The following is a 20,902-nucleotide window of genomic DNA, read 5'->3' on the forward strand; positions in this document are numbered from 1 at the left end:
CGTCTGCAGGCGCGCCTCGATGCCGTATATGATTCGGTTCGGGCCCGGGATGGGGCCCAATCCATGGAATGGGTTCGGGGAGAACACCAAATGAAGAAGAAAGACGTCGCCAGGACTGTCCTGGCCTCGGCGTTGGCTGTGGCGTTGACTGCGTGTGGCGGCGGTGGTGGCGGAGGCGGTATTCGCCCGACCACGCCGAGCGCACCGCCACCGACCTCGCCACCTCCGCCGCCGCCTACCTCACCGCCGCCGCCTCCACCGCCGGTCACTGCACCGACGCCGGAACCGGCAATCGACGCGCATCTGGCATTGACCAATGCACGTGCCGCGCAGGCACTGGGCTTTACCGGCGCGGGCTATCGCATCGGCGTCATCGACAGCGGCATCAACGCCAATCATCCTGCCTTGCAGGGCCGGGTGAGCGACAGCTTTATCTATGTCGACCCGCGTACCAACAATGTTGCTGTGGGCGATGTAGTCGGGCATGGCACGGTTGTCGCCGAGCTGGCGGCCGGGCGTGCGGTGGGGCAGTGGCCGGGCGGCATTGCGCCGGGTGCGGGCCTGGTGTCGGCGCGCATCATCAGCGACCGCGCGCCGGTGGACGATGGCAGTGGCCAGGGCAATGAAGTCGACGGCCCGCTCGGTCTGGGTCCGGTGCATGCCGACCTGATCGGCGCAGGCGTGCGCATCATGAATAACTCATGGGGCGGCCTGTACTGGAACGACCCGACGGTGACCAATCAGATCGCGCAGGAATACCGCTCCTTCGTCATCGGCAACGATGGCCTGGTGGTGTTCGCCTCGGGCAACGAGTCGCGCGCGCAGCCGTCCGATACTGCCGCGTTGCCGAGTCAGCCCGGACCGAACGGAACGCTTCCGGCCGCCGACCTGGAGCGTGGCTGGCTGGTGGTCGGCGCGCTGGACACCGCCAATCCCACGCAACTGGCGTCGTACTCCAATGCCTGCGGCGTGGCGATGAGTTATTGCCTGGTGGCACCGGGCACGTCGCTGTTCATCGACCCCGATGCAACCGCCAGCAACATCCGTTACTTCTACGGCAGCGGCACCTCGTTTGCGGCGCCCCTGGTATCGGGTGCAGCGGCACTGGTGTGGCAGGCGTTTCCGTATTTCAATAACGATCTGGTACGTCAGACGTTGTTGGGCACGGCCACCGATCTGGGCGCGCCCGGCGTCGATCCGACGTTCGGCTACGGCCTGCTCAACGTTGGCAAGGCGGTGCTGGGGCCGGCGCGGTTCGATTGGGGGACGGTGGATGTCGAGGTCACAAGCTTGCGTTCGACCTGGGCAAATGACATCAGTGGCAGCGGCGGATTAACCAAGCGCGGATCCGGTACGCTGATACTCAGCAGTAGCAACAATACGTTTGCCGGCGATACCCAAGTGCTGGACGGCACGTTGCAGACGGCTAGTCTGCAGAGCGCGCGGGTGGACATCCTCCATGGTGCAACGTTGATCGGAGCAGGACGCATTGCCGGCACAGTCTCCAATCGAGCGAGTACGCTGCAGGTCGGTGGCGCGGTTTTGGCAATCGCAGGTAACTACACTCAGGATGACTTCGGGCGCTTGGCATTAAACGTGGGCGACCGCTTGAACGTGAGCGGTACAGCGACGATCGATGGTGACCTGCAGTTGATCGGGCGGCGCGATTATGTCGTCAACAACACCACCTATCCTGTGCTGCAAGCAGTCAATGGGCTGCAGGGAACGTTTGCCAGTCTCAGCAGCGGGCCTGCAGTCACCTTTCTCAATGCCACGTTGAGCTACGACGCCAACACCGCGTACGTGTCGCTGCAGCGCATGGATGTCACCGCCGTCGCCGCTTCGCTTGGCACGGTCGGCACGGCATCGATGGATTCGGCAATCCGCGTCGAACAGGCGTTCCAGAAGGTCGATGCGCAGCAGCTGCAGGGCAACGGCGGCATCAGCAGCGGTTTCATTCGTGCCGCGGCGGCATTGCAGCAATCACCCGATGCCAAGACCGCTGCGGATTCGCTGCGCAGCCTGTCCGGACGCGCGCATGCTGCGTCGGCAGCGATGACCTTCGACACCATCGATCTGGGCCGGCGCGCGTTGTCTGCGCATTTCGATGGCCTGTCGCAACAGCCGCGCATGCTGGGCACCTGGCAGCGTGCGCTGGGCGGGCCGGGCGAGGGCGGGGTGACCACCGCAGGATTCGCTACCTCCGGCTGGATGATGGGCAACGATCTGCGCCTGGCGTCTGGCGCAGTCACCGGTTTCGCTTTCGGCGAAACCCGTTCCAGCAGCCTGGGCGATCTGGACGGCGCACGTGGCCGCGATCGGCAGGTGCAGGCGCAACTTTACTGGGGCACGACGCTGGGCTCGGCGTACACGCTGGGCCAGCTGGGCTTCGGTAACGTCAACCGGCAGATCGAGCGCAACCTGCAATTGGGCGAAGACCGCAGCAGCGCCTTCAGCGATTACAGCGGCAGCTATCTCAGCGGCAACCTGGAGACCGGGTATCGCTGGGGCCATGCGGCTGCGTCGCTGACGCCGTACATGGGCCTGGATTACGTGCGCCTGCGTAGCGAAGGTTTCCGTGAAAGCGGTGGCGATGGCTTCGGTCTGCGTGCCGATGCAAGCAGGTCTTCGCGCACGCAGGTGCTGGCGGGTGTGCGTTCGGCGTATCGCTGGCGCGGCCTGCAACTGGGCGGTTATGCCGAATGGCAGCAGGCGTTGAGCAGCCAGGGGTTGATGCTGGATGCCAGCTTCACCGGTGTTGAAGCATGGGCGCCGATGAGCGGCATGCAGCCGGCGCGCTCGGGCGGCGTGTTCGGTATTGCGGCCTCGGCGCCGTTGGGCCAGCAGAGCCAGCTGCGTTTCGGCTACGACCAACGCGTTGGTGAGCGCGGCGACGACCGCGCGTTGAGCCTGAAGTACAGCGCCGATTTCTGATCGGTGTGGGTGATGCCCGGGTGCAACGCCCGGGCGTCACGTGTGCGGCGGCCGTTGCGTTATCGCACGTGTCGTCAAACGCGGCTCGACTGCCGGCTGGCTTATTCGCCGCGCAATTTATGCAGAAAACGCGGTGCGGTACGGCCCAGCGGAAGTTTGAGTTTGCTGATGGCTTCGATGCGCGTCTCGGCAATCTGATCGGCCGCCTGCTGCGGTGAAACATTCAACTGCGTGGACAGGTCGAAGACCTTTTCCAGATTGTGATAAATGCTGCGGATCAGGCGCATTGCGCGTTCGCGATTGTAGCCGTCGATCTCCAGCGACACATTCATCACTCCGCCGGCATTCACCACATAATCGGGCGCATACAAAATGCCGCGCTGGTGCAGTTCTTCGCCGATGGCGGCGCTGGCGAGCTGGTTGTTGGCGGTGCCGCAGATGATCTTGGCCCTGAGCTGCGGCAAGGTGTTTTCGTTGATCGCACCTTCCAATGCGCAGGGTGCGAACACGTCGGCCGGCACCTGGTGGATTTCGTCCGGGCGTACGGCTTCGGCGCCGTATTCGGCCACTGCCCTGTCCACCAGCGCCTGATTCAGATCGGCGACATAGAGCTTTGCGCCGCGTTCCTTGAGCAACTTCACCAGCTCCATGCCGATATGGCCCAGGCCCTGGATGGCGATGCTCGCCTTGCCCACTTCTTCGTGACCGAGCTTGCGATTGAGCGAGGCCATCAGCGCCTGCAACGCACCGTAGGCGGTGAAGGGCGCCGGGTCGCCGGAGCCGCGGTGCACCTGATGCACGCCGGTGACGTACTCGCTCTCAAGGTAGATCTGTTCCATGTCGTTGACGTCGGTGCCGACATCTTCGGAGGTGATGTAGCGGCCCCCCAGCGTGTCGACAAAACGGCCGAATGCGCGAAACAGCGCCTCGCTCTTGTCGGTCTTGGGGTCGCCGATGATCACCGCCTTGCCCCCTCCGACATTCAGCCCCGCCAGCGCGTTCTTGTAGGTCATGGTGCGGCTGAGCCGCAGCGCATCGGCGAGCGCCGCCTCGCTATTGGGATAGGGGCGCATGCGCACGCCGCCCAGGGCCGGGCCGAGCCGGGTGCTGTGCAGGGCGATGATGGCCTTGAGGCCGGCATCGCGGTTATGGCAAAAGATCACCTGCTCGTGACCGGTGGTATCGAGGGTTTCGAAAAGCATCGAAGGCTCCGCGGGGCTGCGTGATGTGCCTCCCCTGACGCCGGGCCTGGACCCGTGCAATGAGGAAACAAAAAAGCGACGTCTGCAGACCCTGTCCGATCACGTCGCGCTGCAACATTTTAAACCACGTCGGTAGGGCGCAGTGTATGAATCTGTTCACCAATCCCGATAGCGCTGCTGCCGGAACCACAATGTCGCCAGCCACTTGGTTCCCGTGGTGACCGGCAGGCCTGCATGCAGCGAATCGGGATCGGGCCGCCCGTCGGCGTGCAGGTTGTCGAAACACACTACCGAGCCTGCGCAGGGCTGCACGCTGACACCGGCGACCGGGAATTCGGTGTGGCCACCTGCCGCGACCGCATTGAGGTAGACGCAGACGGTGCGCAACCGATTACCGGCGGCGGGACGATCCGCCGCGATCCTGCTGGCCGGCAGGTAGTCGCGGTGCGCGCGATAGTGCTCCCCTGGCGCATAACACAGCACCGACAACGGCTCGGCGTGCGTCAATGGCAGCCGTGCGCAGGCGGCCAGCCGTGCCTGCGCAACGCGGGCGGCGAAGTCTTCCAGAATCGGGTCCAGCGTGGCGCCGCGGCTGGTGCGGATCGGCGTGCGCTGGCTGCTTGCATCTTCCGGATCGACCACCTGGGAAGCACGCAGATGCGGGCGGGCCAGCAGGATCAGCAGCCGGCACTCGTCGGCCGACAGCACGGCCGCGTGCCTTTCGATCGTTGGACTCTGGTGGAGCGGGGTCGGTGCGCTGCGTGGTGTGAAGTGAAGGTGGTCCAGCGCGATGTCACCGGCCGGATCGGGCGGCGCGATCTGCACGTCGGGCAGGGCCGTGACACCCAGTGGCTGTAATTGCCGTAGCAGGTGATGTGCTGCATCGGGTTGGGCGGTAACGCCTTCGCCGCGCAGCAGGCGCTCGGCAAGCAGCGCTGCGGCTGGCACGTCGCCTGCCGATGCAGCCTGCTCCAGCAGGCGAACGCAGCGCTGTTGGTGTTGCGGATGATCGATTCTGCCGTGCTGGATGGCCAGCGCACGCAGCGCCGGCGGGTAGTGTGCAGCCGCTGCCGTGTGCAGCCGCGCATGCGCTTGCGTGCCCAGTTGCTCAGGATCCTGGCCGACAGCCAGCGTCGCCAGCAGGTAAGACGCGGCGGCCACGCCGTTGCGTTCGGCGTGCTGCCAGTACGCGACGGCTTGGGCGACATCCACTGGGCCGCCGATGCCGTAGGCCAGCATGCGGCCGGCTTCGATCTGGGCGGCGGCATCACCTGCAGCGGCGCCACGGACATACCAGCCCCGGGCCTGCCCGGTCTCGCCGGCGCGAACCAGCGCCTGCGCCAATGCGTTGATGGCCGCAGGCTGTCGGCTTTGTGCGGCAAGGGTGAGCTGCGCGAGGGATGGGGTGTGCATGGCCGCATCCTAATGCGTGCCCCGGCACAACGCGATCAGCTATCGGCAACGAGTGCCAGCTGGGTTAGATACAGGCGCAGGTCGAACTCGAGCTGGTGGTAATCCGGCGTCATGTGGTTGCACAGCTGATAGAAGGCCTTGTTGTGATCGGCCTCTTTCAGGTGCGCAAGCTCGTGCGCCACGATCATCTGCAGGAACGGCTCCGGTGCATCGCGAAATACCGAGGCAATCCGAATTTCGCGACTGGCCTTGAGCCGGCCGCCGTGCACGCGCGAGATGGCGGTATGCGTGCCCAGCGCATGTTTCACCACCTGCAGGTGGTTGTCGTAGATCGCCTTGTGCAGGGTCGGCGAGGAGCGCATGTAACGCTCCTTCATTGCCTTGACGTAGTCGTACAAGTGGCGATCGGTGCGAATGCTGTGCCGCTCCGGATAGCGCCGCGCCAGTACCGCGGCGAGCTTGTCCTGTGCGATCAGCTCGCGCACCTGATCCAGGACGGCGGGCGGGTAACCGGCGAGATAGCGAAGAGTGTCCATGGCGATCGATTGCTGCAAGGCCTGCATGATCGCCGATGCCGGCGGCGCTGGCGAATCCGGGAAAGCGGGTGCGCTGCATGGCGTCCGAACAATTCCCGGCGATTGCTTTCACTGCCACCAGTCTCATGTATGGACGTGCGACCGGCTCGCCCGCTGCGTGGTCGTTGTCGACCTGACGCCTCTTGCAAACGGTCTTGAGAGATAGGGGCTTTGCGATGTCCACGCACCGTCGACGCGCCTGGTCTGTGCATGATTCCTGCGCGCCGTTGGCTCTGAGCACCGTCTGCGTGTGGCAGCGTGTGTCAGCTGTATTCACGAATGCGGCACATGCCGATGGGTAGCGTGCAGCGCATGTTTTGCGGCGATGTGTCGCAAGCACACGATCGAACACGGCACCGTGCCGGATTAGGAGACAACAACATGATCAAGTGGGCCATAATTTTCGCCATCATCGGACTGATTGCCGGTGCGCTCGGATTCGGCGGGATGGCAGGCGCTGCGATGGGGATTGCCAAGTTCCTGTTCTGGGCTGGCATCATCATTGCCATCGTGCTGTTTGTGCTGGGCATGACGATCGCCAAGAAGGTGACCTGACGCGCCACGTGCAGCTGGGCAGTGCCTTGCTGTCGGCTGCACTTTTGCAAGGAGAGCGGCCATTGGCCGCTCTCTTTTTGTCAGCGCCTTGTACGATGCGATCGTTGCAGGCGATCTCAACCGCAACTACCGCGCGGACGCAGATCAGACGCCCGTGTCGTCGGCGGTCGTGTGCAGCGCTATGTTGAGCTGGTCGATGGTCACGATCCAGTCGGCATCGTCGAGACGTTCTTCACGCAGCAACTGCGCTTGTGCAGGTGTCCAGAATGGCGCTTCTTCCAGGCGCATATCGCCCGGCAAGGGCGAGTGCTTGGCGATGAAGTTGCCGATGCTGACCTCATCGGAGGGCAAGCCCAGCTGGGCGAACAGGTCAGAAAATGGGTGGACAGGTTGTTCCATGGCAGATCCTTCGTGAGTGCGGATGACGGGTGTTGATGGCTGAATGTTAAAGCCCCCAGTTTGAGGGCACTGTGCACGGCCGGCTTGGAATTGCCTGCGCCAATGACCATATCGTCAGCCTGACCAGACAAGGTGAGACGAGCATGGCGACCGGATGGGCGGGTGATGGGGCGGTCCAGGACCAGATCGATGCCACCGTCGAAGATGCGATCCAGCGAGCGCGCAGCCAGCTGCACCAGGGGCCGAGCCTGACCCATTGCGAAGAGTGCGATGCGCCGATCCCCGAAGCGCGACGCAAGGCAGTGCCTGGCGTGCATCTGTGCGTGAACTGTCAGCAGGCGCATGACCTGGAGCAGGGCGCGCAGGGCGGCTTCAACCGTCGCGGCAGCAAGGACAGCCAGTTGCGCTGAATGCGTCGGCGCGCCTGCGAATGGCTGGCGCCTCAGTTGACCTTCAACCATTCTCGACGCGAGCGGGTTGCCCCGTCAGCCGCCATTGCTTCGCGCGCTCTGCGGTTGCCAATCACCGCTACCGTACCTTACGCACCCTTTGCTGGCTCAATTCGCGCTGAAGCCGCTGCTCTCGCGCCACCGGCGCGTGGTGCGCTGGAAGAACAGGCTGTTCGGAACCTGCAACACGCTGCCCGCATGGTCGCCGGTTTCTTCCAGGGTGGTGTAGATAACGTTGATATCGATCACGCGCCCCTTCAGGCCGGGCTTGTCGCCACCTTCGAGCAACTCGATATGGTCGTGCAGGCGAAACGGGCGCGTGGTGATGATCAGGAAGGTGCAGAAGATATTGGACAGCACGCTCCATGCGGCGAAGAACGCCACCGCACCGACCGCAGCAAAGCCGGTGAAGGCCGTCCACAGCGTGCCGCCAGAGACACCGGCAACGCGCAGGACCATCAGCAAGGCGCTGATCGAAATGACGAAGCTGCCAACGCGGCGGATGCCGATCATCATCTCGGCGGGCACGTTGTAGCGCGTGCACAGGCGCCGCAGCAATTGCCGCAACAACAGCCGCACCAATCCGGCCACGGCAAGTATCAGCACGATCTTGATCGTGGGCACTGCGATTGCCAGCCACTGCGGGTTCCAGTGAGGCAACAGGCTGCGGATCATGGCGGGCAAGGGGTCGGACGCGGACATCGGATCGGGCAAACATGGAGCGGGCATCCATTGTAACGGCGCAACCTGCACGCGGCAGGTGCGGGGGATGAATGCGTGGAGTGCCGAGTGTTATCGACAGCAGCGAATGCTGTCGCTGCTAGGGACTCAAAACGCCGCGTCTCCGATGCCGAGCGTCTTGTGGTGTGCAGGCAACGCGTCTTCCGTTGCGATAGATGGTTGCGACTCAGTGCCGATCACGTGCGTCATGTGTCACCAAAGCCGCCAACCGCTGCAACGTCTGCGCGATTGCGTGGACAGCCGCCCACTGATCCGGCGTGCTGGCACCGATGCAGGAGGCGTGCTTTGAACGAGTCTCCAGCAGGCAGGCCTCGATCCGCGTAGGCGTCAGCCTGAGTTGCACTTCTTGCAGCGGCAGCGCATCGGAGCAGTGGGGTGTGCACAAGGCCAGGACCAGGCCGAGCAGGTGTGGCATGACGATCTCCAATGTCGATCAGGCGTGACACCACGGTGGTGGCGGCTTGCAGCGAGATGGCGCGGGGAGCGCACGGTTGCAGACTTGGATGCGGCGGCCGGCCAAAAGGTTTAGGGCAGTCGAACAAAGGGCCGTGCTCGGCGCCAGGCGGGTGCGGCCGGGCTCGGTGCGGCATCTATCCCACGTACACGCCGGGTCCTGCGTGCCGTGTGCGCCTGCCTGACGCTGCTTGCTGCGCTTTGTCAGCCGCTTTTAGAGCGGTGGCGGCTGCCACGCGGCGTGCCACTGGCAAACACTGCGACGCCTCCAGTAGCCAGAGCGCTGGCGCCGCCCCGGATCAAGCGATGCGGGGCTGCAGGGATGCCGGCAGGTCAGTGGTCTTTCGACCGGTCTTGGAAAAGTTCGCCAGGCCTTAAACCTTTCCGTTGCCCGGCGCATCCAACTGGCTATGCTCGACACCTCCGTGCCCATCGACGCCCTGCCTTGCGCCACTCCCGCCGACCGCGACGACGCGGCGTTGGCGCGTGCGGCAGCCGCTGGCGAACGCGCAGCGTATGAGACGATCTATCGCCGCCATTCGCCGCGGCTGTATGCGCTGGTGTGGCGCCTGTGCGGCGGGAATGCCGCACGCGCAGACGACGTACTGCAGGACACCTTCATCGCCGCGTGGAAGGCGTTGCCGCAGTTTCGCTTCCAGAGCGCGTTGGGCACCTGGCTGCATCGGCTTGCCGTCAATACCGCATTGATGGAACTGCGCGCGCGCTCGGCGTTTGGCGATCGCGCCAGTGACGACGCTGACGAACTTCTCGCGGCGGTTCCCGATGGCGCGGGTTGTCATTCGATACGGATGGATCTGGAGCGCGCCCTGGAAACCCTGCCGCCACGTGCGCGGGCGGTGCTGGTGCTGCACGATATCGAAGGCTGGAAACACCATGAAATCGCCGACCAACTGCAAATGGCAGTGGGCAGTTCGAAGGCACAACTGCATCGCGCGCGTGGTCTGCTGCGCGCCCGGCTTGGAGAACACGCATGACCCCCGATCCCCCTGATCGCATCGACGCCGAGTCCACGGCCGAAGACGCTGCGCTGCGTGCGCGCCTGCAGGCGTTGCCGCAGCAGCGCCAGCCGCCTGCGCAGGTGTGGGAGCGCATCGCGCCGGCATTGGTGCCGCACGCCACTGTGGTGGCGCGCCGGCCGCGCGGCCGGTCCTGGGCGATGCCGGTGCTCGGGGTGGCGCTGGCAGCGGCGGTGGCCGTGGTCGCGGTCGTGCCAGGTCTCAGGCAGCACACATCGCTGCGTCCTGCGCAGCCGGCGCTCGTCGCGCAGGCGCAGGCGATGGCCGGGCAATACCAGCAGGCCATTGCGCAGGTTCCGGTACAGCAGGTGCCGGCCGATTTGCGCCCTGCGCTGGACGAGCTGGATCAAAGCGCACAGGCCATCCATGCCGCCATCGCGCAGAGTCCGCGGTCGGCCTTTTTGTTATCGCAACTGCAGCGCACCTACGCCAAGCGGCTGCAGTTGACCCGTCTCGCCTCCCAGGGCCAGACACCCTTTCTAAGTTGAGGAGCATGCTCATGCACTACGCATCTGTTTCCCTGCTGCTGTTGGCTGCGGTGTGCGCTGCACCGGCAGCTGCGCAAACCGCGGTCAACCAGAGTCATCCCCTGGCGCGCGGCGGGCGCGTGGAGCTGGAAAACATCGCCGGGCAAATCCGTGTGCGCGGTTGGGACCGCGACGAGGTGGCGCTGACCGGGACCTTGGGCGAGGGTCAGCGGTTGGAGGTCGATGCGAGTTCGAACCGGTTGCAGCTGGAGGTGATCTATCCGCGCACCAGCCGCAACGGCAAGGGCGCCCAGCTGGAGTTGCGCGTACCGCGTGCCGCCATGCTGCAGGTGGATGCGGTCAGCGCGTCGGTGGATGTGGATCAGGTCGATCTTGCGCGGCTGCAGCTCAAATCCGTCAGTGGCGACGTGGTGGCACGCGGGCGTGCCAAGGAAGCGCAGCTGGAGACGGTCAGCGGGACGTTGCGCAGCACGGTCAGCAGCGGGCGGGTGACGCTGGGCACGGTCAGCGGGCAGATCGACGCGCAAGCCGGTGCCAGCGGGGTCGTGTCGGCCGAGTCCGTCTCCGGCGATATCCGGATCGGTGCGGGGCAGGTCTCGCAGTTGCGTTCGCAGAGCGTGTCTGGCTCGACCGCAGTGACGGTGACCGGACTGGCGCCGGGCGGCAGCATCTCTGCCGAGAGCGTCAGCGGCACGATCACGCTGGGGGTGCCGCGCAACGTGTCGGCGGCGCTGAATGCAGAGGTCTTCAGTGGCGACATCCGCTCGGTGGCCGGGCGGGTCGAACGGCCGGAGTACGGCCCCGGCAAGAGCTTGCGTGCGACGCTGGGGGCAGGCAACGGCGATATCAAACTGGAGTCGCACTCGGGTTCGGTGCGTATCGACTACAGCAACTGATGCCGAAAACAAACGTGCCACCTTGCGGTGGCACGTTGGTAACACGTCAAGGAAACCCTTGGCTGCAGCTGCTTGAGCGCGCGCTGCGCAGCAAGCGCTAGCGTGCTCGCTGCTTACGCGATCTTGTCGCCGTCGTTGCGGGCGGGGCCGAAGTTGGTGGTGAGCACTTCGATCCGGCCGCCGGTCTTGCGGAACGCGGCGATGTCGGCAGCGATGCGCTCACGACTGAGCGGCTGCGACTTGCCTTCGCTGCGAGCGATGCTGGGCTGGGATTTCTGCTTGGTCGCGGGACGTGCCATGTGGCCTCCTGTAGCGGGGAAGTGCAATGACACCGCGTGCGGCCAGGGTGGTGCGCGCGGAAGCGGTGTCGAGAAGTGCGATCGCGTTCGGTGCGCCATCGCGGTGGCACGGCGAGCGTGCCTTGCTGACACGACGGCGGGGCGTCAGGCAGCAACCGCTTATTATAGGCACTGAGCGCCGATTTGTGTTAATCGTCCGACGGGCGGGCGCCTTGTGCCGCCGCCCATGCCAGGCCCTGCACCACGCCGAACGAGGGGTCGCCATGCACCAGGCGCGATTCCGGGAACACCGCGGCCACGGTGTCGCGGATATAGCCGGCGCGCGACATGCCGCCAGTCAGGAACACGGTAGCCGGCGGCGCAGCCAGGTCGGCGCGCACCTGCGCAAGCAGGCCTTCCAGTTCGCGCAGATAGCTGGAAGCGGACGCAACCAGTGCGCTGGCCTGCACGTCCACGCCCAGCCCGCGTTCGATGAATTCCAGCGACGCCTGGTGCCGGTCGAGCTCGCTGAGCGCGATCTTGCAGGCTTCCACGCCGCGATACAGGCGCGCGGTATTGCCGGTGTCCTGCAATGCCTGCAGGCGTTTGTCGAACGGGGCAGGTACGTCCTGGTACTTGTGCAGGCGGAATTCGCGTTGGCGGGTCATGTCCTGCACCATCGCCGCTTCCACGTAGTGGTGCGCCGGCACGCGGGTGATGCCGCGGCCGAACAGCGGCATGTAGGCCGCGAGACTGAGTGCCAGATCGATGTCGGTACCGCCGCGCGCGATGCCCCAGGCGCGGTGCACCTGCGGCGGGGCGCTGCCGCCGACGCTGGCATGGGCGATGTCGGTGGTGCCGCCGCCGATGTCCACCACCACCGTGTCGTGGCGGGTGTCATGGCTGACGTGGTAGTGCATCGCCGCCGCTGCGGGTTCTTCGAGAAACTCCACGCTGTCGAACCCTGCAGCGATTGCCGCAGTCTGCAGAATCTCCAGCGCCTGCGCATTGCCGGCCTCGCCGATCGAACTGCGAAATTGCACCGGGCGGCCAAGCACGGCGGTGCGGATGTTGAGATCGAACTGGCGCGAGGCGGTCAGGCGGATATGTTCCAGCACGTGCGTGGCGATGCCGGTGATGGTCTGGCGCGCGCGCGGGTGCAGGTTGTAGCCCAGCATCGACTTGGGACTCTGCACCAGGTTGCCTTCGCCTTCGAGAAAGTAGGCGTCCAGCGCATCGTCGCCGTATACCGCGTTCTGCAGCAGTGCCGCCGAGCTGCGCGGCTCGCGCACCTGCTCTTCCATCCATTGCCGACGCACGATGCGCAGCGCCTCGCGGCGCAAACTGTCCTGATTGGGCGTGCGGCCAGCGGCAACGGCGTCGCGACGGCCGGAGTCGATCAGGCGCTGCATTTCGTATTCGAGCGCGGGCGTGAGGCTGAAATCCTCCGGGTCGCGCATGGTGTCGGGAAAATACACCGTGGTACGGAACTGCAAGGCCTCGCCGAAGCGCACCGGCGCCACCTGCCCATCGACGATCGCCGCGGCGGCGGAGTTGCTGGTACCGAAGTCGATGCCGAGTTTCATGCACAGTGCCTGAGAGCGGGGCGCGCACTGTACTACGGCTGCCGCGTGCTCCGTCCAGAACGGCACGCAGGCATTGCGCCCCGGCCGATGTGCCGCGTGCGCGTCGGCACGCGGCACAGCACGTCAGGCCGCGATGTCGTCCACGTGCCCCTGGTTCAATTCGTCCGTGGTGGCTTCGCGCACCTCCACCACCTCCACCGCGAAGTGCAGGGTCTGCCCGGCGAGCGGGTGGTTGCCGTCCACGGTGACCTGATCGGGGCCGACCTCGGTCACGGTGACCAGCACCGGGCCCTGTTGGGTGCGCGCCTCGAACTGCACGCCGGGTACCACCTCGACATCAGTGGGGAAGGCATCGCGCGGCACGTGCTGGATCAGCTGCTGATGACGCGGGCCGTAGCCTTGCTCAGGCGCGACATCGGCAGTGAGCGTGTCGCCGACTCGCCTGCCGTCCAGGGCCTGCTCCAGGCCGGGAACGATATTGCCGGCACCGTGCAGATAGCTCAGCGGGGTGTCCGGGGTGGAGCGGTCCAATACCTGGCCGCTGTCGTCGGAAAGTGTGTAGTGAATGGTCGCAACGCGACCTTGGCTGATTTCCATTGGAAACCTCCATGACGGGTGATCGAAGGGGAGTGCATCGGCTGATTCACGATGCGAACAGATGCTGCCCGCACACCGTAGGCAATCGAAGCCGGTCATGCAACCGCGGCTGCAGTTGCGGTTGGGGCGAGGATCAGCTTGGTGGAGAGCATGGCTGGACCAGGCCGCGCAGCAATGCCTTGCTGCGTGGGCACGGGCGATACGGGTGCAGATCGGCTCGTGGCGCGGTCTGCGCCGATGCGCTGGCGGCCGTGTGCTGGATCTGCTGCAGCGCGAATCTGGCTGAAACGCCGCACCTCGCGCACGCTTGCGTGCGCGTCAGACATCTATGGACCTGCTCAGTCGGTCTGCGCGCCACGCTCGATCTGTGCCCGGCGCGCGCGCCAGGTTTCCGGTGTCTGCGGTTTGATGAACAACGCGGTGAGCTCGGGATGCTGGCGCTTGGCCGCCGCTTCGATGCGCCCGACACAGGCTTCGATCTGCGGCGTGGTGCGGCTGTCTTCGAACTCGGCGCTGAGCGCGGCAACGACCTGGTTGGGGCCCATCTGCATGGTGAGCACGCCGTTGGCGGCGCGCACATCCGGGTCGCTGGCGGCGATGCGTAGCAGCGACTCGGTGACATGCGCATGCGCCGGCTCGCCGATCAGCAAGCCCTTGGTTTCGCGCGCCAGCAGGAAGGCGGTGAAGGCGAGCACGCCGGCAATGCCGATCGATGCGATGCCGTCGAGCTCGGGCATGTCCAGCAGCTGCGCGCCGGCCAGGCCAAGCAGCGCCATGAACAGGCCGATCAACGCTGCGCTGTCTTCCAGCAAGACGGTGAAGGTGCTGGGGTCCTTGCTCTGGCGAAACGCCTCGAAATAGCCCATGCGGCCCTTCTTGGCACGAAATTCGCGCAGCGCCACCACCCAGGAAATGCCTTCGAACACGATCGAGACGCCGAGTACGCAGTAGGCGACAAGATGGCTCTTGGCCGGCTCGGGATGACGCAGGTGCACGATGCCTTCGTACAGCGACACCCCGGCGCCCATCGCAAACACCAGCAGCGCGACGATGAAACTCCAGAAGTACAGTTCGCGCCCGTAGCCGAATGGGTGCGTCGGCGTCGGCGCTTGCGCGGCGCGGCGCAGGCCGTACAGCAGCAGCACCTCGTTAACGGTATCCACCAGCGAATGCACGCCTTCGCTGAGCATGGCCGAGCTGCCGGAAATGCCTGCCGCAATGAATTTGGCCATTGCGATGGCCAGGTTGCCGGCCAGCGCAACGTAAACCACCAGGTGCGAGCCCTTGGGCTTTGCAGGAGTGCCTGAGCTCGCATTGCCGGGGCCGCCGCTGGCGTTACCGGTGTCTGTGGCGGTCGGTACGGGAGGCGCTGGCTGGTTGGACACGTACGACCTGCAAGGTATTCGATAAGCCCGGCACTATCGCGCTGCGGCCGTGCCGGGTGCGTGATCGCAACGCCGGAGAGCTACAATCCACGCCCGTTTTTGATCAAGGACCCGCATGTCTACCGTTCCCGCCTGCCCGCAATGCGGCCAGGACAACACCTATGCCGACGGCGCGTTGTCGATCTGCGCCGATTGCGGTTTCGAATGGAGTGCAGGCGAGGCTGCCGCGAGCGCGACGGTCGTGCGCGACAGCAACGGCAACGTGTTGCAGGCCGGCGACACGGTGACGGTGATCAAGGATCTCAAGGTCAAGGGCTCGTCGATTCCGCTCAAGCAGGGCACGGTGATCCGCAATATCCGCCTGGTCGAAGACGATGCCGAACATATCGAAGGCAACTCGGAAAAGATCAAGGGCCTGGTGCTGAAGACCTGTTTCCTGCGCAAGGCCTGAGCCTGCCGCCGCCTTGGTCAGGTGTCATCTGGAGTCAGATGTCATCTGGCGTATGTAGGAGCGCGCTTGCGCGCGATGATGCATGCTCGATGACGCTTCGTCGCGCGCAAGCGCGTTCCTGCGCTGCGGCACGCTCAATCGCGCGGATACACCGCTGCCACCATGCAGCTCTGGCGCATGCGACCAAACTGTCCGCCGCGCGTCGTGCTCAGGTCGCCTTGCTGGCCCGCACCGACGCTGGCGCCGGCAAGGCCGATTTCGTCGAGGACATCGACCTTGTCGCCAGGATTGCCGCAGATCGCATTTAAGCCCATGCCGGATACGAAGCGAATCGGCGGTGCGCCGCTGAGTTCGCGGCAGCTGTCCATCAACTCGACGCGATAATGGCGGTGCGTGCCGGGGTGGCGCGGCGACACTTCCACCACCAGGCCCTGGGCGTCTTCCGACCACGCGCGCAACATGCTGGGATTGAAGCAGTAGCTGGATGAGCCGGCGAAGCTGCGACGTCGCGCCTGGCGGACGCTGACGCCGTCCAGCGTGGGGATTCCGTCGCGGTCGCGTTGCCGGGCAATGCCGGCGTAATCGCGCGCGCTGAGCGTGGCGACCTGGCCGATGGCGCAGCGTTGCTGCCCGACGCCGACAAACGCCTGGGCGCCGTTGCAGACCCAGCCGTGCGGGGCGAGCAGCGTGGCATCTGCCTGTGCGGCGAGCTGTGGGCAGTCCTGCGCCAGCTGCAGGCGGAACAAGCGGCCGTCGTGTTGGGCGACGGCCAGCGTGCGTGCGTCGGCCTGATGCAGTTCCGCAACCTGCCGCGCATCCAGGCAGTCTGCGCCTGGCGCCGCAGGACGTGTGGTTTGTGCCGATGCAGCGGCCATGCTGCAGGCCGCAACGTGGATGCCGAACAGAACCGCAGCGAACAGGCGCATCACGCACATCATTGGCAATGAGGTCGCCGCATCATGTGCCTGTAGCGCTGCGTTGACAATCGCGCGATCCGTGGCACTGGATCAGCCCGTCAAACAACAACGCTGCGCGGTGGGGGAGGGCGGCACGCGGCACGTCGCGCGAGCCGCAGTCGCTGCCCCCGCCTGTCCGGTCAACGCGCTGATGGCGCGCTCATGGCGTTTCAGGCGGGTCCGAATCCAGCACCTGCAGCTTGGCGCCGGTGGTCTGCGGCAGGATGCGCTGGTCGGTGGCGACCAATACCACGCCAGGGGTCAGCAGCGGCAACAGCCCGGCCAGAAATGCGGGCGGCACCTGCAGGCGCGCGACGGTGGCGGCGTCCAGTGCCTGCCCTGCCGCGGATGTACTGCCGGGAATGCCGATTCGCATCCAGTTGGGCATGCGCTGGCCGGGCAGTCCGGGCAGGTCGCCCGGCAGAAAGCCCTGGCCGACGATGAACGCCTGCGTGCCCAGCGGCGCGGCGCCGGGCTGTGCATGCAAGGCCACCTGCGCGCGTCCGATTTCCACACCGTTGCGGTAGACCACCAGTTGCTGGTCGGTGCTGCTGATCAGCATCGAGATCGGGCCGGTCGGTGCCAGCTCCGGCTGCCAGGCGAACGCCTGACCGCTTGGCAGCGGCAGCAGGGCGCGCTCGGCGCCGGTGGTGGGATCGATCGGGCTGAGCGCGCGCGGATGCACCACATCGTCGGCGCTGATGCCGGCCTGTGCGACCACCACCACCATGCCCATATTGGAATTGTCGAACAGCAATCGCGCAAATTCCGAAGGCAGATGCACGCAACCGTGCGACTCCGGATAGCCGGGCAGGCCGCCGGCGTGCAGGGCGACGCCGTCCCAGGTCAGCCGCTGCTGATACGGCATGGGGGCGGCGTTGTAGATGTTGGAGCGGTGATCCTTGTCCTTCTGCAGGATGGTGAACACACCGGTGGGCGTTTCGTGCCCCGGCTTGCCGGAACTGATGGTGGACACGCCGATCAGGATGCCGTTGCGATACGCATAGGCGCGTTGTTCGGTCAGGCTGACGATCACCGCCATCGGCCCCCAGCCTTTGCTGACGCCACCCCAGATCCATTGGCCCGGTTGGAGCTGCGCGGGCAGGGTATCGGCAGGGCTGGACTGGCGCGCGCCCCAGAACGGCACGGCGAGCGCCTGCCCGCCGATCAGCAGCGTGCAGCACAGGGCAAACGAGAGAAGGCAGCGCATGGGTCGTCCAGCAGCAAGGGCTGCCTGGATGCTAGCGGCATGCGCTGTGCGCGTCATGTGGCGACGCTGCGGTGTCGGCGTGCCACGCGAACCTGGGCTGCGCACGCAGGGCAGCCAAGCTGGCCGGTCTGCGTTGGTAGTGCCGCACTGCATCGCGCACTGCGCGTACGCACTGCATTGGGTGCCGATCACTGCCGCCTGGTTGCGGCAGTGATCGGCCAGCCGGGGCGGAATCAATCCGCCAGTGCGGGGTAGTCCGTATAGCCCTTGGCACCGCCACCGTACAGGGTGGCCTGGTCGACCTCTGTCAGCGGCGCGTTCTCGCGCAGGCGACGCACCAGATCCGGGTTGGCGATGAACGGGCGGCCGTAAGCGATCGCATCGGCGTAGCCGCTGCTGATGGCCTGTTCGGACATGCCGCGGTCGTAGCCGTTATTGGCGATCCACGCACCATCGAACTTGGCACGCAACGCGGCGTAGTCGAAGGCGATGTTGTCGCGCGGGCCGCCGGTGGCACCCTCGATCACGTGCACGAAGGCCAGCCCCCCGATCAGGTTGAGCCGCTCGACTGCACGTTCGAACAACGGCTGCGGATCGGAGTCGTGTGCGCCGTACACCGGGGTCACCGGCGACAGCCGCACGCCGGTGCGCTCGGCACCGATTTCGTCGGCGATGGCCTGCACCACCTCGCTCAGCAGGCGCGTACGGTTTTCGATATCGCCGCCGTAGGCGTCGGTGCGCTTGTTGGAGCCATCGCGCAGGAACTGATCCAGCAGATAGCCGTTGGCGGCATGCACTTCCACGCCATCGAACCCGGCATCGATCGCATTGCGTGCGGCGATGCGGTAGTCCTCGATCAGCGCGGGGATTTCATCCAGCGCCAGTGCGCGCGGCTCGGAGACATCCTCGAAGCCGTTCTTGGTGTAGGTCTTGCCTTCGGCGCGAATGGCGCTGGGCGCGACCGGCACTTCGCCAGCAGGGAGCACGCTGGTATGCGACACGCGGCCGACATGCCATAGCTGCAGCACGATCTTGCCGCCACGGCGGTGCACTGCATCGGTGACTGCGTGCCAGCCTTCGACCTGCGCCTGGGTGTGGATGCCGGGGGTGTCCAGATACCCCTGGCCGAGCGGGCTGATCTGCGTGCCTTCGGCGACGATCAGGCCGGCGGTGGCGCGCTGGCCGTAATACTCGGCGGCGAGCGGCGAGGGCACCTGGCCGGCGCCGGCGCGGTTGCGTGTCAGCGGCGCCATGATCACGCGGTTGGCAAGATCCAATGCGCCCAGGCGCACCGGGGAGAACAACGGAGATTCAGTGGATTTGGACATCAGCAACCAGTTCGAGTTGGATCGCGCCAGGCGCGGCACCACGCCGATCGCGGTGCCCCACAGCGATGGTGGCGGACCCAAGCAGATTCGAGCGACGTCAATAGGACACTGCGTCCCCACACCGCGTCAGGCCAGTGGAACTGTGATGTGCTGCGGATCAGCGCTGAACCGTCATCGGCCGACACCTTTCGCCGATTGCTGCATTGCACAATAATAAGCCGCCCCGTCATCCTGGAGTCGGGCATGTCCGATATCGACCTCTCCGCGCCGCCGCGCGTGCCACGGCGCGACTACGTGCTGATCCTGCTTGCGCTGGCGATGGGCGGTTTTGCGATCGGCATCAGCGAGTTTTCCACGATGGGCCTGATGACGCAGATCGCGCATGGACTGCAGATCAGCGAACCGCAGGTGGGCCATGTCATCAGTGCCTATGCGCTGGGTGTGGTGGTCGGTGCGCCGTTGCTGGCGATCCTGGGCGCGCGCTGGCCGCGCCGCACCTTGTTGTTGTTGCTGATGGTGTTCTACGCGCTGGGCAACCTTGCCAGTGCGCTGGCGCCCAGCTATCACACGATGCTGTTGTGTCGCTTCATCGCCGGCCTGCCGCACGGCGCGTATTTCGGCGTCGCGTCCCTGGTTGCCGCCTCGATCAGTCCGCCCAATCAACGCGCGACCGCAGTGGGGCGCGTGCTGTTGGGCCTGAGCGTTGCCTTGCTGGTGGGCAACCCGCTGGCGACCTGGCTGGGGCAACTCGTGAGCTGGCGTTGGGCGTATGCCTCGGTGTCGGTGATCGCGCTGGGCACGGTGGCGGCGGTGGCGGCGTTGCTGCCGCCTGCGCCGGACGAGCCGCGTCAGCAGCCACTGCGCGAGCTGCGTGCGTTCAATCAGCCGCAGGTGTGGCTGGCGTTGGCGATCGGTGCGGTGGGATTCTCGGGAATGTTCTGCGTTTTCAGTTACCTGGCGCCAACCTTGACGGCGGTCACCGGCGTCGCGCCTGCGCGCATTCCGTTGGCAATGGCCGCATTCGGCGTTGGCGGCGTGCTTGGCAGCATCCTGGGTGGGTGGTTATTCGACCGCATGCAGTTCCGCGCGGTGCCGGTGCTGCTGGTGTGGTCGATCGTGGTGATGCTGACCTTCCCGCTGGCCGCGCATTCGGGGCTGTGGGTGTTCGTCTCCATCGTGGCGGTTGGCACGATGGGCGCGCTGGCGCCTGCGTTGCAGACCCGCCTGATGGATGTGGCGGCCGAAGCGCAAACCTTGGCGGCAGCGTCCAACCATGCCGCCTTCAACACCGCAAATGCCTTGGGCCCCTGGTTGGGCGGCATGGCGATCACCGCGGGCTGGGGCTGGACCTCCACCGGGTACGTGGGTGCGGCCACGGCACTTGGCGGCTTACTGGTCTACGCGCTGGCGGTGTGGCAGGAGCAACGCCAGCGCACGTTGGTGACCCACTGCTGATGGGTTGCTCCGTGCAGCTGCGTTTGCCGGCCGGCGTGGGCTGCGCTGCTTGGGGTGGTCTGTTGACGTTGGGCCTGCGCCTTCCATCTGGGAAGCGTGCGACGCCGGCTGACGGCGTGGCGGGCTGATCAGCGCGCGGCAGCGCTTGTTCGCTGTCGCGTCCCTGTGGGCGCCGCATGCGCGCATCCACGATCAACTCACAGCGATGTGTCGAGACTGCACGCTCAATGCAAGCGGACCGAACAGCGCCATGACCGAATTCACTCCGCCGCCGTGGAAGCGGCCCACTCCCAAGCGAAAGAGCGCATCCACACCGTTGACCGAGGCGCAGAAAGCCGCCGCGAAACAACGTGCAGCAGCGGCCGGGCGGCCGTATCCGAATCTGGTCGACAATATGTGGGCAAGTCGGCAACCAAAGGAGTCTTGATGCGTCGTTGCCATCGATGAATCGCAGTTCATCGGCCGCACGATGGCGTGAGGACGAGCCGCGCATCGCTCACATGCCGATTATGGT

Annotated in this window: 21 protein-coding genes; 8 read left to right on the forward strand and 13 right to left on the reverse strand. The window is 65.8% G+C overall.

Annotated features, from left to right (window positions below; translation table 11 throughout):
• Positions 1–90: 90 nt before the first annotated feature.
• The gene (locus VZ068_RS07510) at positions 91–2,934 is read left to right on the forward strand and encodes a S8 family serine peptidase (protein WP_349657317.1); all 2,844 of its coding nucleotides are present in this window, start codon (positions 91–93) and stop codon (positions 2,932–2,934) included.
• A 101-nt stretch (positions 2,935–3,035) separates the two neighbouring features.
• On the opposite strand, the gene VZ068_RS07515 is transcribed toward VZ068_RS07510, so the two are convergent.
• The 3 genes from VZ068_RS07515 to VZ068_RS07525 form a co-directional block, all read right to left on the reverse strand.
• Complete coding sequence (locus tag VZ068_RS07515; protein ID WP_259165904.1) at positions 3,036–4,136, reverse strand: Glu/Leu/Phe/Val dehydrogenase dimerization domain-containing protein; 1,101 nt, start codon at positions 4,134–4,136, stop codon at positions 3,036–3,038.
• A 156-nt stretch (positions 4,137–4,292) separates the two neighbouring features.
• A complete protein-coding gene (locus VZ068_RS07520; RefSeq protein WP_259165903.1) occupies positions 4,293–5,549 on the reverse strand; it encodes a 2OG-Fe(II) oxygenase in 1,257 nt (418 codons plus the stop codon).
• 35 nt (positions 5,550–5,584) lie between these two features.
• Positions 5,585–6,112: a M48 family metallopeptidase gene (locus tag VZ068_RS07525; protein ID WP_259165899.1), complete on the reverse strand. Its 528-nt coding sequence runs from the start codon at positions 6,110–6,112 to the stop codon at positions 5,585–5,587.
• A gap of 393 nt (positions 6,113–6,505) precedes the next feature.
• Here VZ068_RS07525 and VZ068_RS07530 point away from each other — a divergent pair, with 393 nt between their 5' ends.
• A complete protein-coding gene (locus VZ068_RS07530) occupies positions 6,506–6,679 on the forward strand; it encodes a DUF1328 domain-containing protein (protein ID WP_003489471.1) in 174 nt (57 codons plus the stop codon).
• A gap of 144 nt (positions 6,680–6,823) precedes the next feature.
• On the opposite strand, the gene VZ068_RS07535 is transcribed toward VZ068_RS07530, so the two are convergent.
• Positions 6,824–7,078: a DUF2789 domain-containing protein gene (locus VZ068_RS07535; protein WP_259165898.1), complete on the reverse strand. Its 255-nt coding sequence runs from the start codon at positions 7,076–7,078 to the stop codon at positions 6,824–6,826.
• 143 nt (positions 7,079–7,221) lie between these two features.
• On the opposite strand from VZ068_RS07535, the gene VZ068_RS07540 reads away from it, so the two are divergent.
• Entirely contained in the window at positions 7,222–7,488 is a 267-nt protein-coding gene (locus VZ068_RS07540; protein ID WP_259153426.1) for a DksA/TraR family C4-type zinc finger protein, read from the forward strand.
• Positions 7,489–7,635: 147 nt separating this feature from the next.
• Here the strand turns inward: VZ068_RS07540 and VZ068_RS07545 are convergent, their stop codons facing one another.
• Positions 7,636–8,229 (reverse strand): mechanosensitive ion channel family protein, encoded by a 594-nt coding sequence (locus VZ068_RS07545; RefSeq protein ID WP_259153427.1) that lies wholly within the window; start codon positions 8,227–8,229, stop codon positions 7,636–7,638.
• A gap of 205 nt (positions 8,230–8,434) precedes the next feature.
• Positions 8,435–8,683 carry a hypothetical protein gene (locus VZ068_RS07550; protein WP_259153428.1) on the reverse strand — a complete coding sequence of 83 codons (249 nt, stop codon included), beginning with the start codon at positions 8,681–8,683 and terminating at the stop codon, positions 8,435–8,437.
• A 448-nt stretch (positions 8,684–9,131) separates the two neighbouring features.
• Between VZ068_RS07550 and VZ068_RS07555 the strand changes: the two genes are divergently transcribed.
• The 3 genes from VZ068_RS07555 to VZ068_RS07565 are packed head-to-tail and all read left to right on the forward strand — an operon-like array spanning position 9,132 to position 11,142.
• Complete coding sequence (locus VZ068_RS07555) at positions 9,132–9,716, forward strand: RNA polymerase sigma factor (RefSeq protein WP_259153429.1); 585 nt, start codon at positions 9,132–9,134, stop codon at positions 9,714–9,716.
• Positions 9,713–10,246 (forward strand): hypothetical protein, encoded by a 534-nt coding sequence (locus VZ068_RS07560; protein ID WP_349657318.1) that lies wholly within the window; start codon positions 9,713–9,715, stop codon positions 10,244–10,246. The genes VZ068_RS07555 and VZ068_RS07560 overlap by 4 nt, the downstream gene beginning before the upstream one ends.
• A gap of 11 nt (positions 10,247–10,257) precedes the next feature.
• Positions 10,258–11,142 (forward strand): DUF4097 domain-containing protein, encoded by an 885-nt coding sequence (locus VZ068_RS07565; protein ID WP_259153431.1) that lies wholly within the window; start codon positions 10,258–10,260, stop codon positions 11,140–11,142.
• A 113-nt stretch (positions 11,143–11,255) separates the two neighbouring features.
• Here the strand turns inward: VZ068_RS07565 and VZ068_RS07570 are convergent, their stop codons facing one another.
• The 4 genes from VZ068_RS07570 to VZ068_RS07585 all read right to left on the reverse strand — a co-directional run bounded on the left by VZ068_RS07570 (position 11,256) and on the right by VZ068_RS07585 (position 14,988).
• A complete protein-coding gene (locus tag VZ068_RS07570; protein ID WP_010366034.1) occupies positions 11,256–11,441 on the reverse strand; it encodes a hypothetical protein in 186 nt (61 codons plus the stop codon).
• Between the two features lie 188 nt (positions 11,442–11,629).
• A complete protein-coding gene (locus VZ068_RS07575) occupies positions 11,630–13,006 on the reverse strand; it encodes an Hsp70 family protein (protein WP_349657319.1) in 1,377 nt (458 codons plus the stop codon).
• A 123-nt stretch (positions 13,007–13,129) separates the two neighbouring features.
• On the reverse strand, positions 13,130–13,603 hold the full coding sequence (locus VZ068_RS07580) for a peptidylprolyl isomerase (protein WP_259153433.1): 474 nt from the start codon (positions 13,601–13,603) through the stop codon (positions 13,130–13,132).
• Between the two features lie 338 nt (positions 13,604–13,941).
• Positions 13,942–14,988: a cation diffusion facilitator family transporter gene (locus VZ068_RS07585; RefSeq protein ID WP_349657320.1), complete on the reverse strand. Its 1,047-nt coding sequence runs from the start codon at positions 14,986–14,988 to the stop codon at positions 13,942–13,944.
• A gap of 115 nt (positions 14,989–15,103) precedes the next feature.
• On the opposite strand from VZ068_RS07585, the gene VZ068_RS07590 reads away from it, so the two are divergent.
• Positions 15,104–15,439, forward strand: a complete 336-nt coding sequence (locus tag VZ068_RS07590) for a zinc ribbon domain-containing protein YjdM (protein WP_259165882.1) — start codon at positions 15,104–15,106, stop codon at positions 15,437–15,439.
• A gap of 134 nt (positions 15,440–15,573) precedes the next feature.
• Here VZ068_RS07590 and VZ068_RS07595 read toward each other — a convergent pair whose 3' ends face one another.
• The 3 genes from VZ068_RS07595 to VZ068_RS07605 form a co-directional block, all read right to left on the reverse strand.
• Positions 15,574–16,374 carry a hypothetical protein gene (locus VZ068_RS07595; protein WP_259153436.1) on the reverse strand — a complete coding sequence of 267 codons (801 nt, stop codon included), beginning with the start codon at positions 16,372–16,374 and terminating at the stop codon, positions 15,574–15,576.
• A gap of 181 nt (positions 16,375–16,555) precedes the next feature.
• Positions 16,556–17,605 (reverse strand): L,D-transpeptidase, encoded by a 1,050-nt coding sequence (locus VZ068_RS07600; protein WP_259153437.1) that lies wholly within the window; start codon positions 17,603–17,605, stop codon positions 16,556–16,558.
• A 233-nt stretch (positions 17,606–17,838) separates the two neighbouring features.
• Complete coding sequence (locus VZ068_RS07605) at positions 17,839–18,933, reverse strand: alkene reductase (RefSeq protein WP_349657321.1); 1,095 nt, start codon at positions 18,931–18,933, stop codon at positions 17,839–17,841.
• A gap of 243 nt (positions 18,934–19,176) precedes the next feature.
• On the opposite strand from VZ068_RS07605, the gene VZ068_RS07610 reads away from it, so the two are divergent.
• On the forward strand, positions 19,177–20,388 hold the full coding sequence (locus VZ068_RS07610) for an MFS transporter (RefSeq protein ID WP_349657322.1): 1,212 nt from the start codon (positions 19,177–19,179) through the stop codon (positions 20,386–20,388).
• Positions 20,389–20,902: the final 514 nt, after the last annotated feature.

Origin of the sequence: Xanthomonas sp. 10-10, assembly GCF_040182365.1 — a bacterium.
Classification (GTDB): Bacteria; Pseudomonadota; Gammaproteobacteria; order Xanthomonadales; family Xanthomonadaceae; genus Xanthomonas; species Xanthomonas arboricola_F.

Bases quoted from the DNA above. Each gene is read 5' to 3' on its own strand.
- VZ068_RS07510 (WP_349657317.1), top strand. From the start codon at position 91: ATGAAGAAGAAAGACGTCGCCAGGACTGTCCTGGCCTCGGCGTTGGCT.
- VZ068_RS07515 (WP_259165904.1), bottom strand. From the start codon at position 4,136: ATGCTTTTCGAAACCCTCGATACCACCGGTCACGAGCAGGTGATCTTT.
- VZ068_RS07520 (WP_259165903.1), bottom strand. From the start codon at position 5,549: ATGCACACCCCATCCCTCGCGCAGCTCACCCTTGCCGCACAAAGCCGA.
- VZ068_RS07525 (WP_259165899.1), bottom strand. From the start codon at position 6,112: ATGCAGGCCTTGCAGCAATCGATCGCCATGGACACTCTTCGCTATCTC.
- VZ068_RS07530 (WP_003489471.1), top strand. From the start codon at position 6,506: ATGATCAAGTGGGCCATAATTTTCGCCATCATCGGACTGATTGCCGGT.
- VZ068_RS07535 (WP_259165898.1), bottom strand. From the start codon at position 7,078: ATGGAACAACCTGTCCACCCATTTTCTGACCTGTTCGCCCAGCTGGGC.
- VZ068_RS07540 (WP_259153426.1), top strand. From the start codon at position 7,222: ATGGCGACCGGATGGGCGGGTGATGGGGCGGTCCAGGACCAGATCGAT.
- VZ068_RS07545 (WP_259153427.1), bottom strand. From the start codon at position 8,229: ATGTCCGCGTCCGACCCCTTGCCCGCCATGATCCGCAGCCTGTTGCCT.
- VZ068_RS07550 (WP_259153428.1), bottom strand. From the start codon at position 8,683: ATGCCACACCTGCTCGGCCTGGTCCTGGCCTTGTGCACACCCCACTGC.
- VZ068_RS07555 (WP_259153429.1), top strand. From the start codon at position 9,132: ATGCTCGACACCTCCGTGCCCATCGACGCCCTGCCTTGCGCCACTCCC.
- VZ068_RS07560 (WP_349657318.1), top strand. From the start codon at position 9,713: ATGACCCCCGATCCCCCTGATCGCATCGACGCCGAGTCCACGGCCGAA.
- VZ068_RS07565 (WP_259153431.1), top strand. From the start codon at position 10,258: ATGCACTACGCATCTGTTTCCCTGCTGCTGTTGGCTGCGGTGTGCGCT.
- VZ068_RS07570 (WP_010366034.1), bottom strand. From the start codon at position 11,441: ATGGCACGTCCCGCGACCAAGCAGAAATCCCAGCCCAGCATCGCTCGC.
- VZ068_RS07575 (WP_349657319.1), bottom strand. From the start codon at position 13,006: ATGAAACTCGGCATCGACTTCGGTACCAGCAACTCCGCCGCCGCGGCG.
- VZ068_RS07580 (WP_259153433.1), bottom strand. From the start codon at position 13,603: ATGGAAATCAGCCAAGGTCGCGTTGCGACCATTCACTACACACTTTCC.
- VZ068_RS07590 (WP_259165882.1), top strand. From the start codon at position 15,104: ATGTCTACCGTTCCCGCCTGCCCGCAATGCGGCCAGGACAACACCTAT.
- VZ068_RS07595 (WP_259153436.1), bottom strand. From the start codon at position 16,374: ATGTGCGTGATGCGCCTGTTCGCTGCGGTTCTGTTCGGCATCCACGTT.
- VZ068_RS07600 (WP_259153437.1), bottom strand. From the start codon at position 17,605: ATGCGCTGCCTTCTCTCGTTTGCCCTGTGCTGCACGCTGCTGATCGGC.
- VZ068_RS07605 (WP_349657321.1), bottom strand. From the start codon at position 18,933: ATGTCCAAATCCACTGAATCTCCGTTGTTCTCCCCGGTGCGCCTGGGC.
- VZ068_RS07610 (WP_349657322.1), top strand. From the start codon at position 19,177: ATGTCCGATATCGACCTCTCCGCGCCGCCGCGCGTGCCACGGCGCGAC.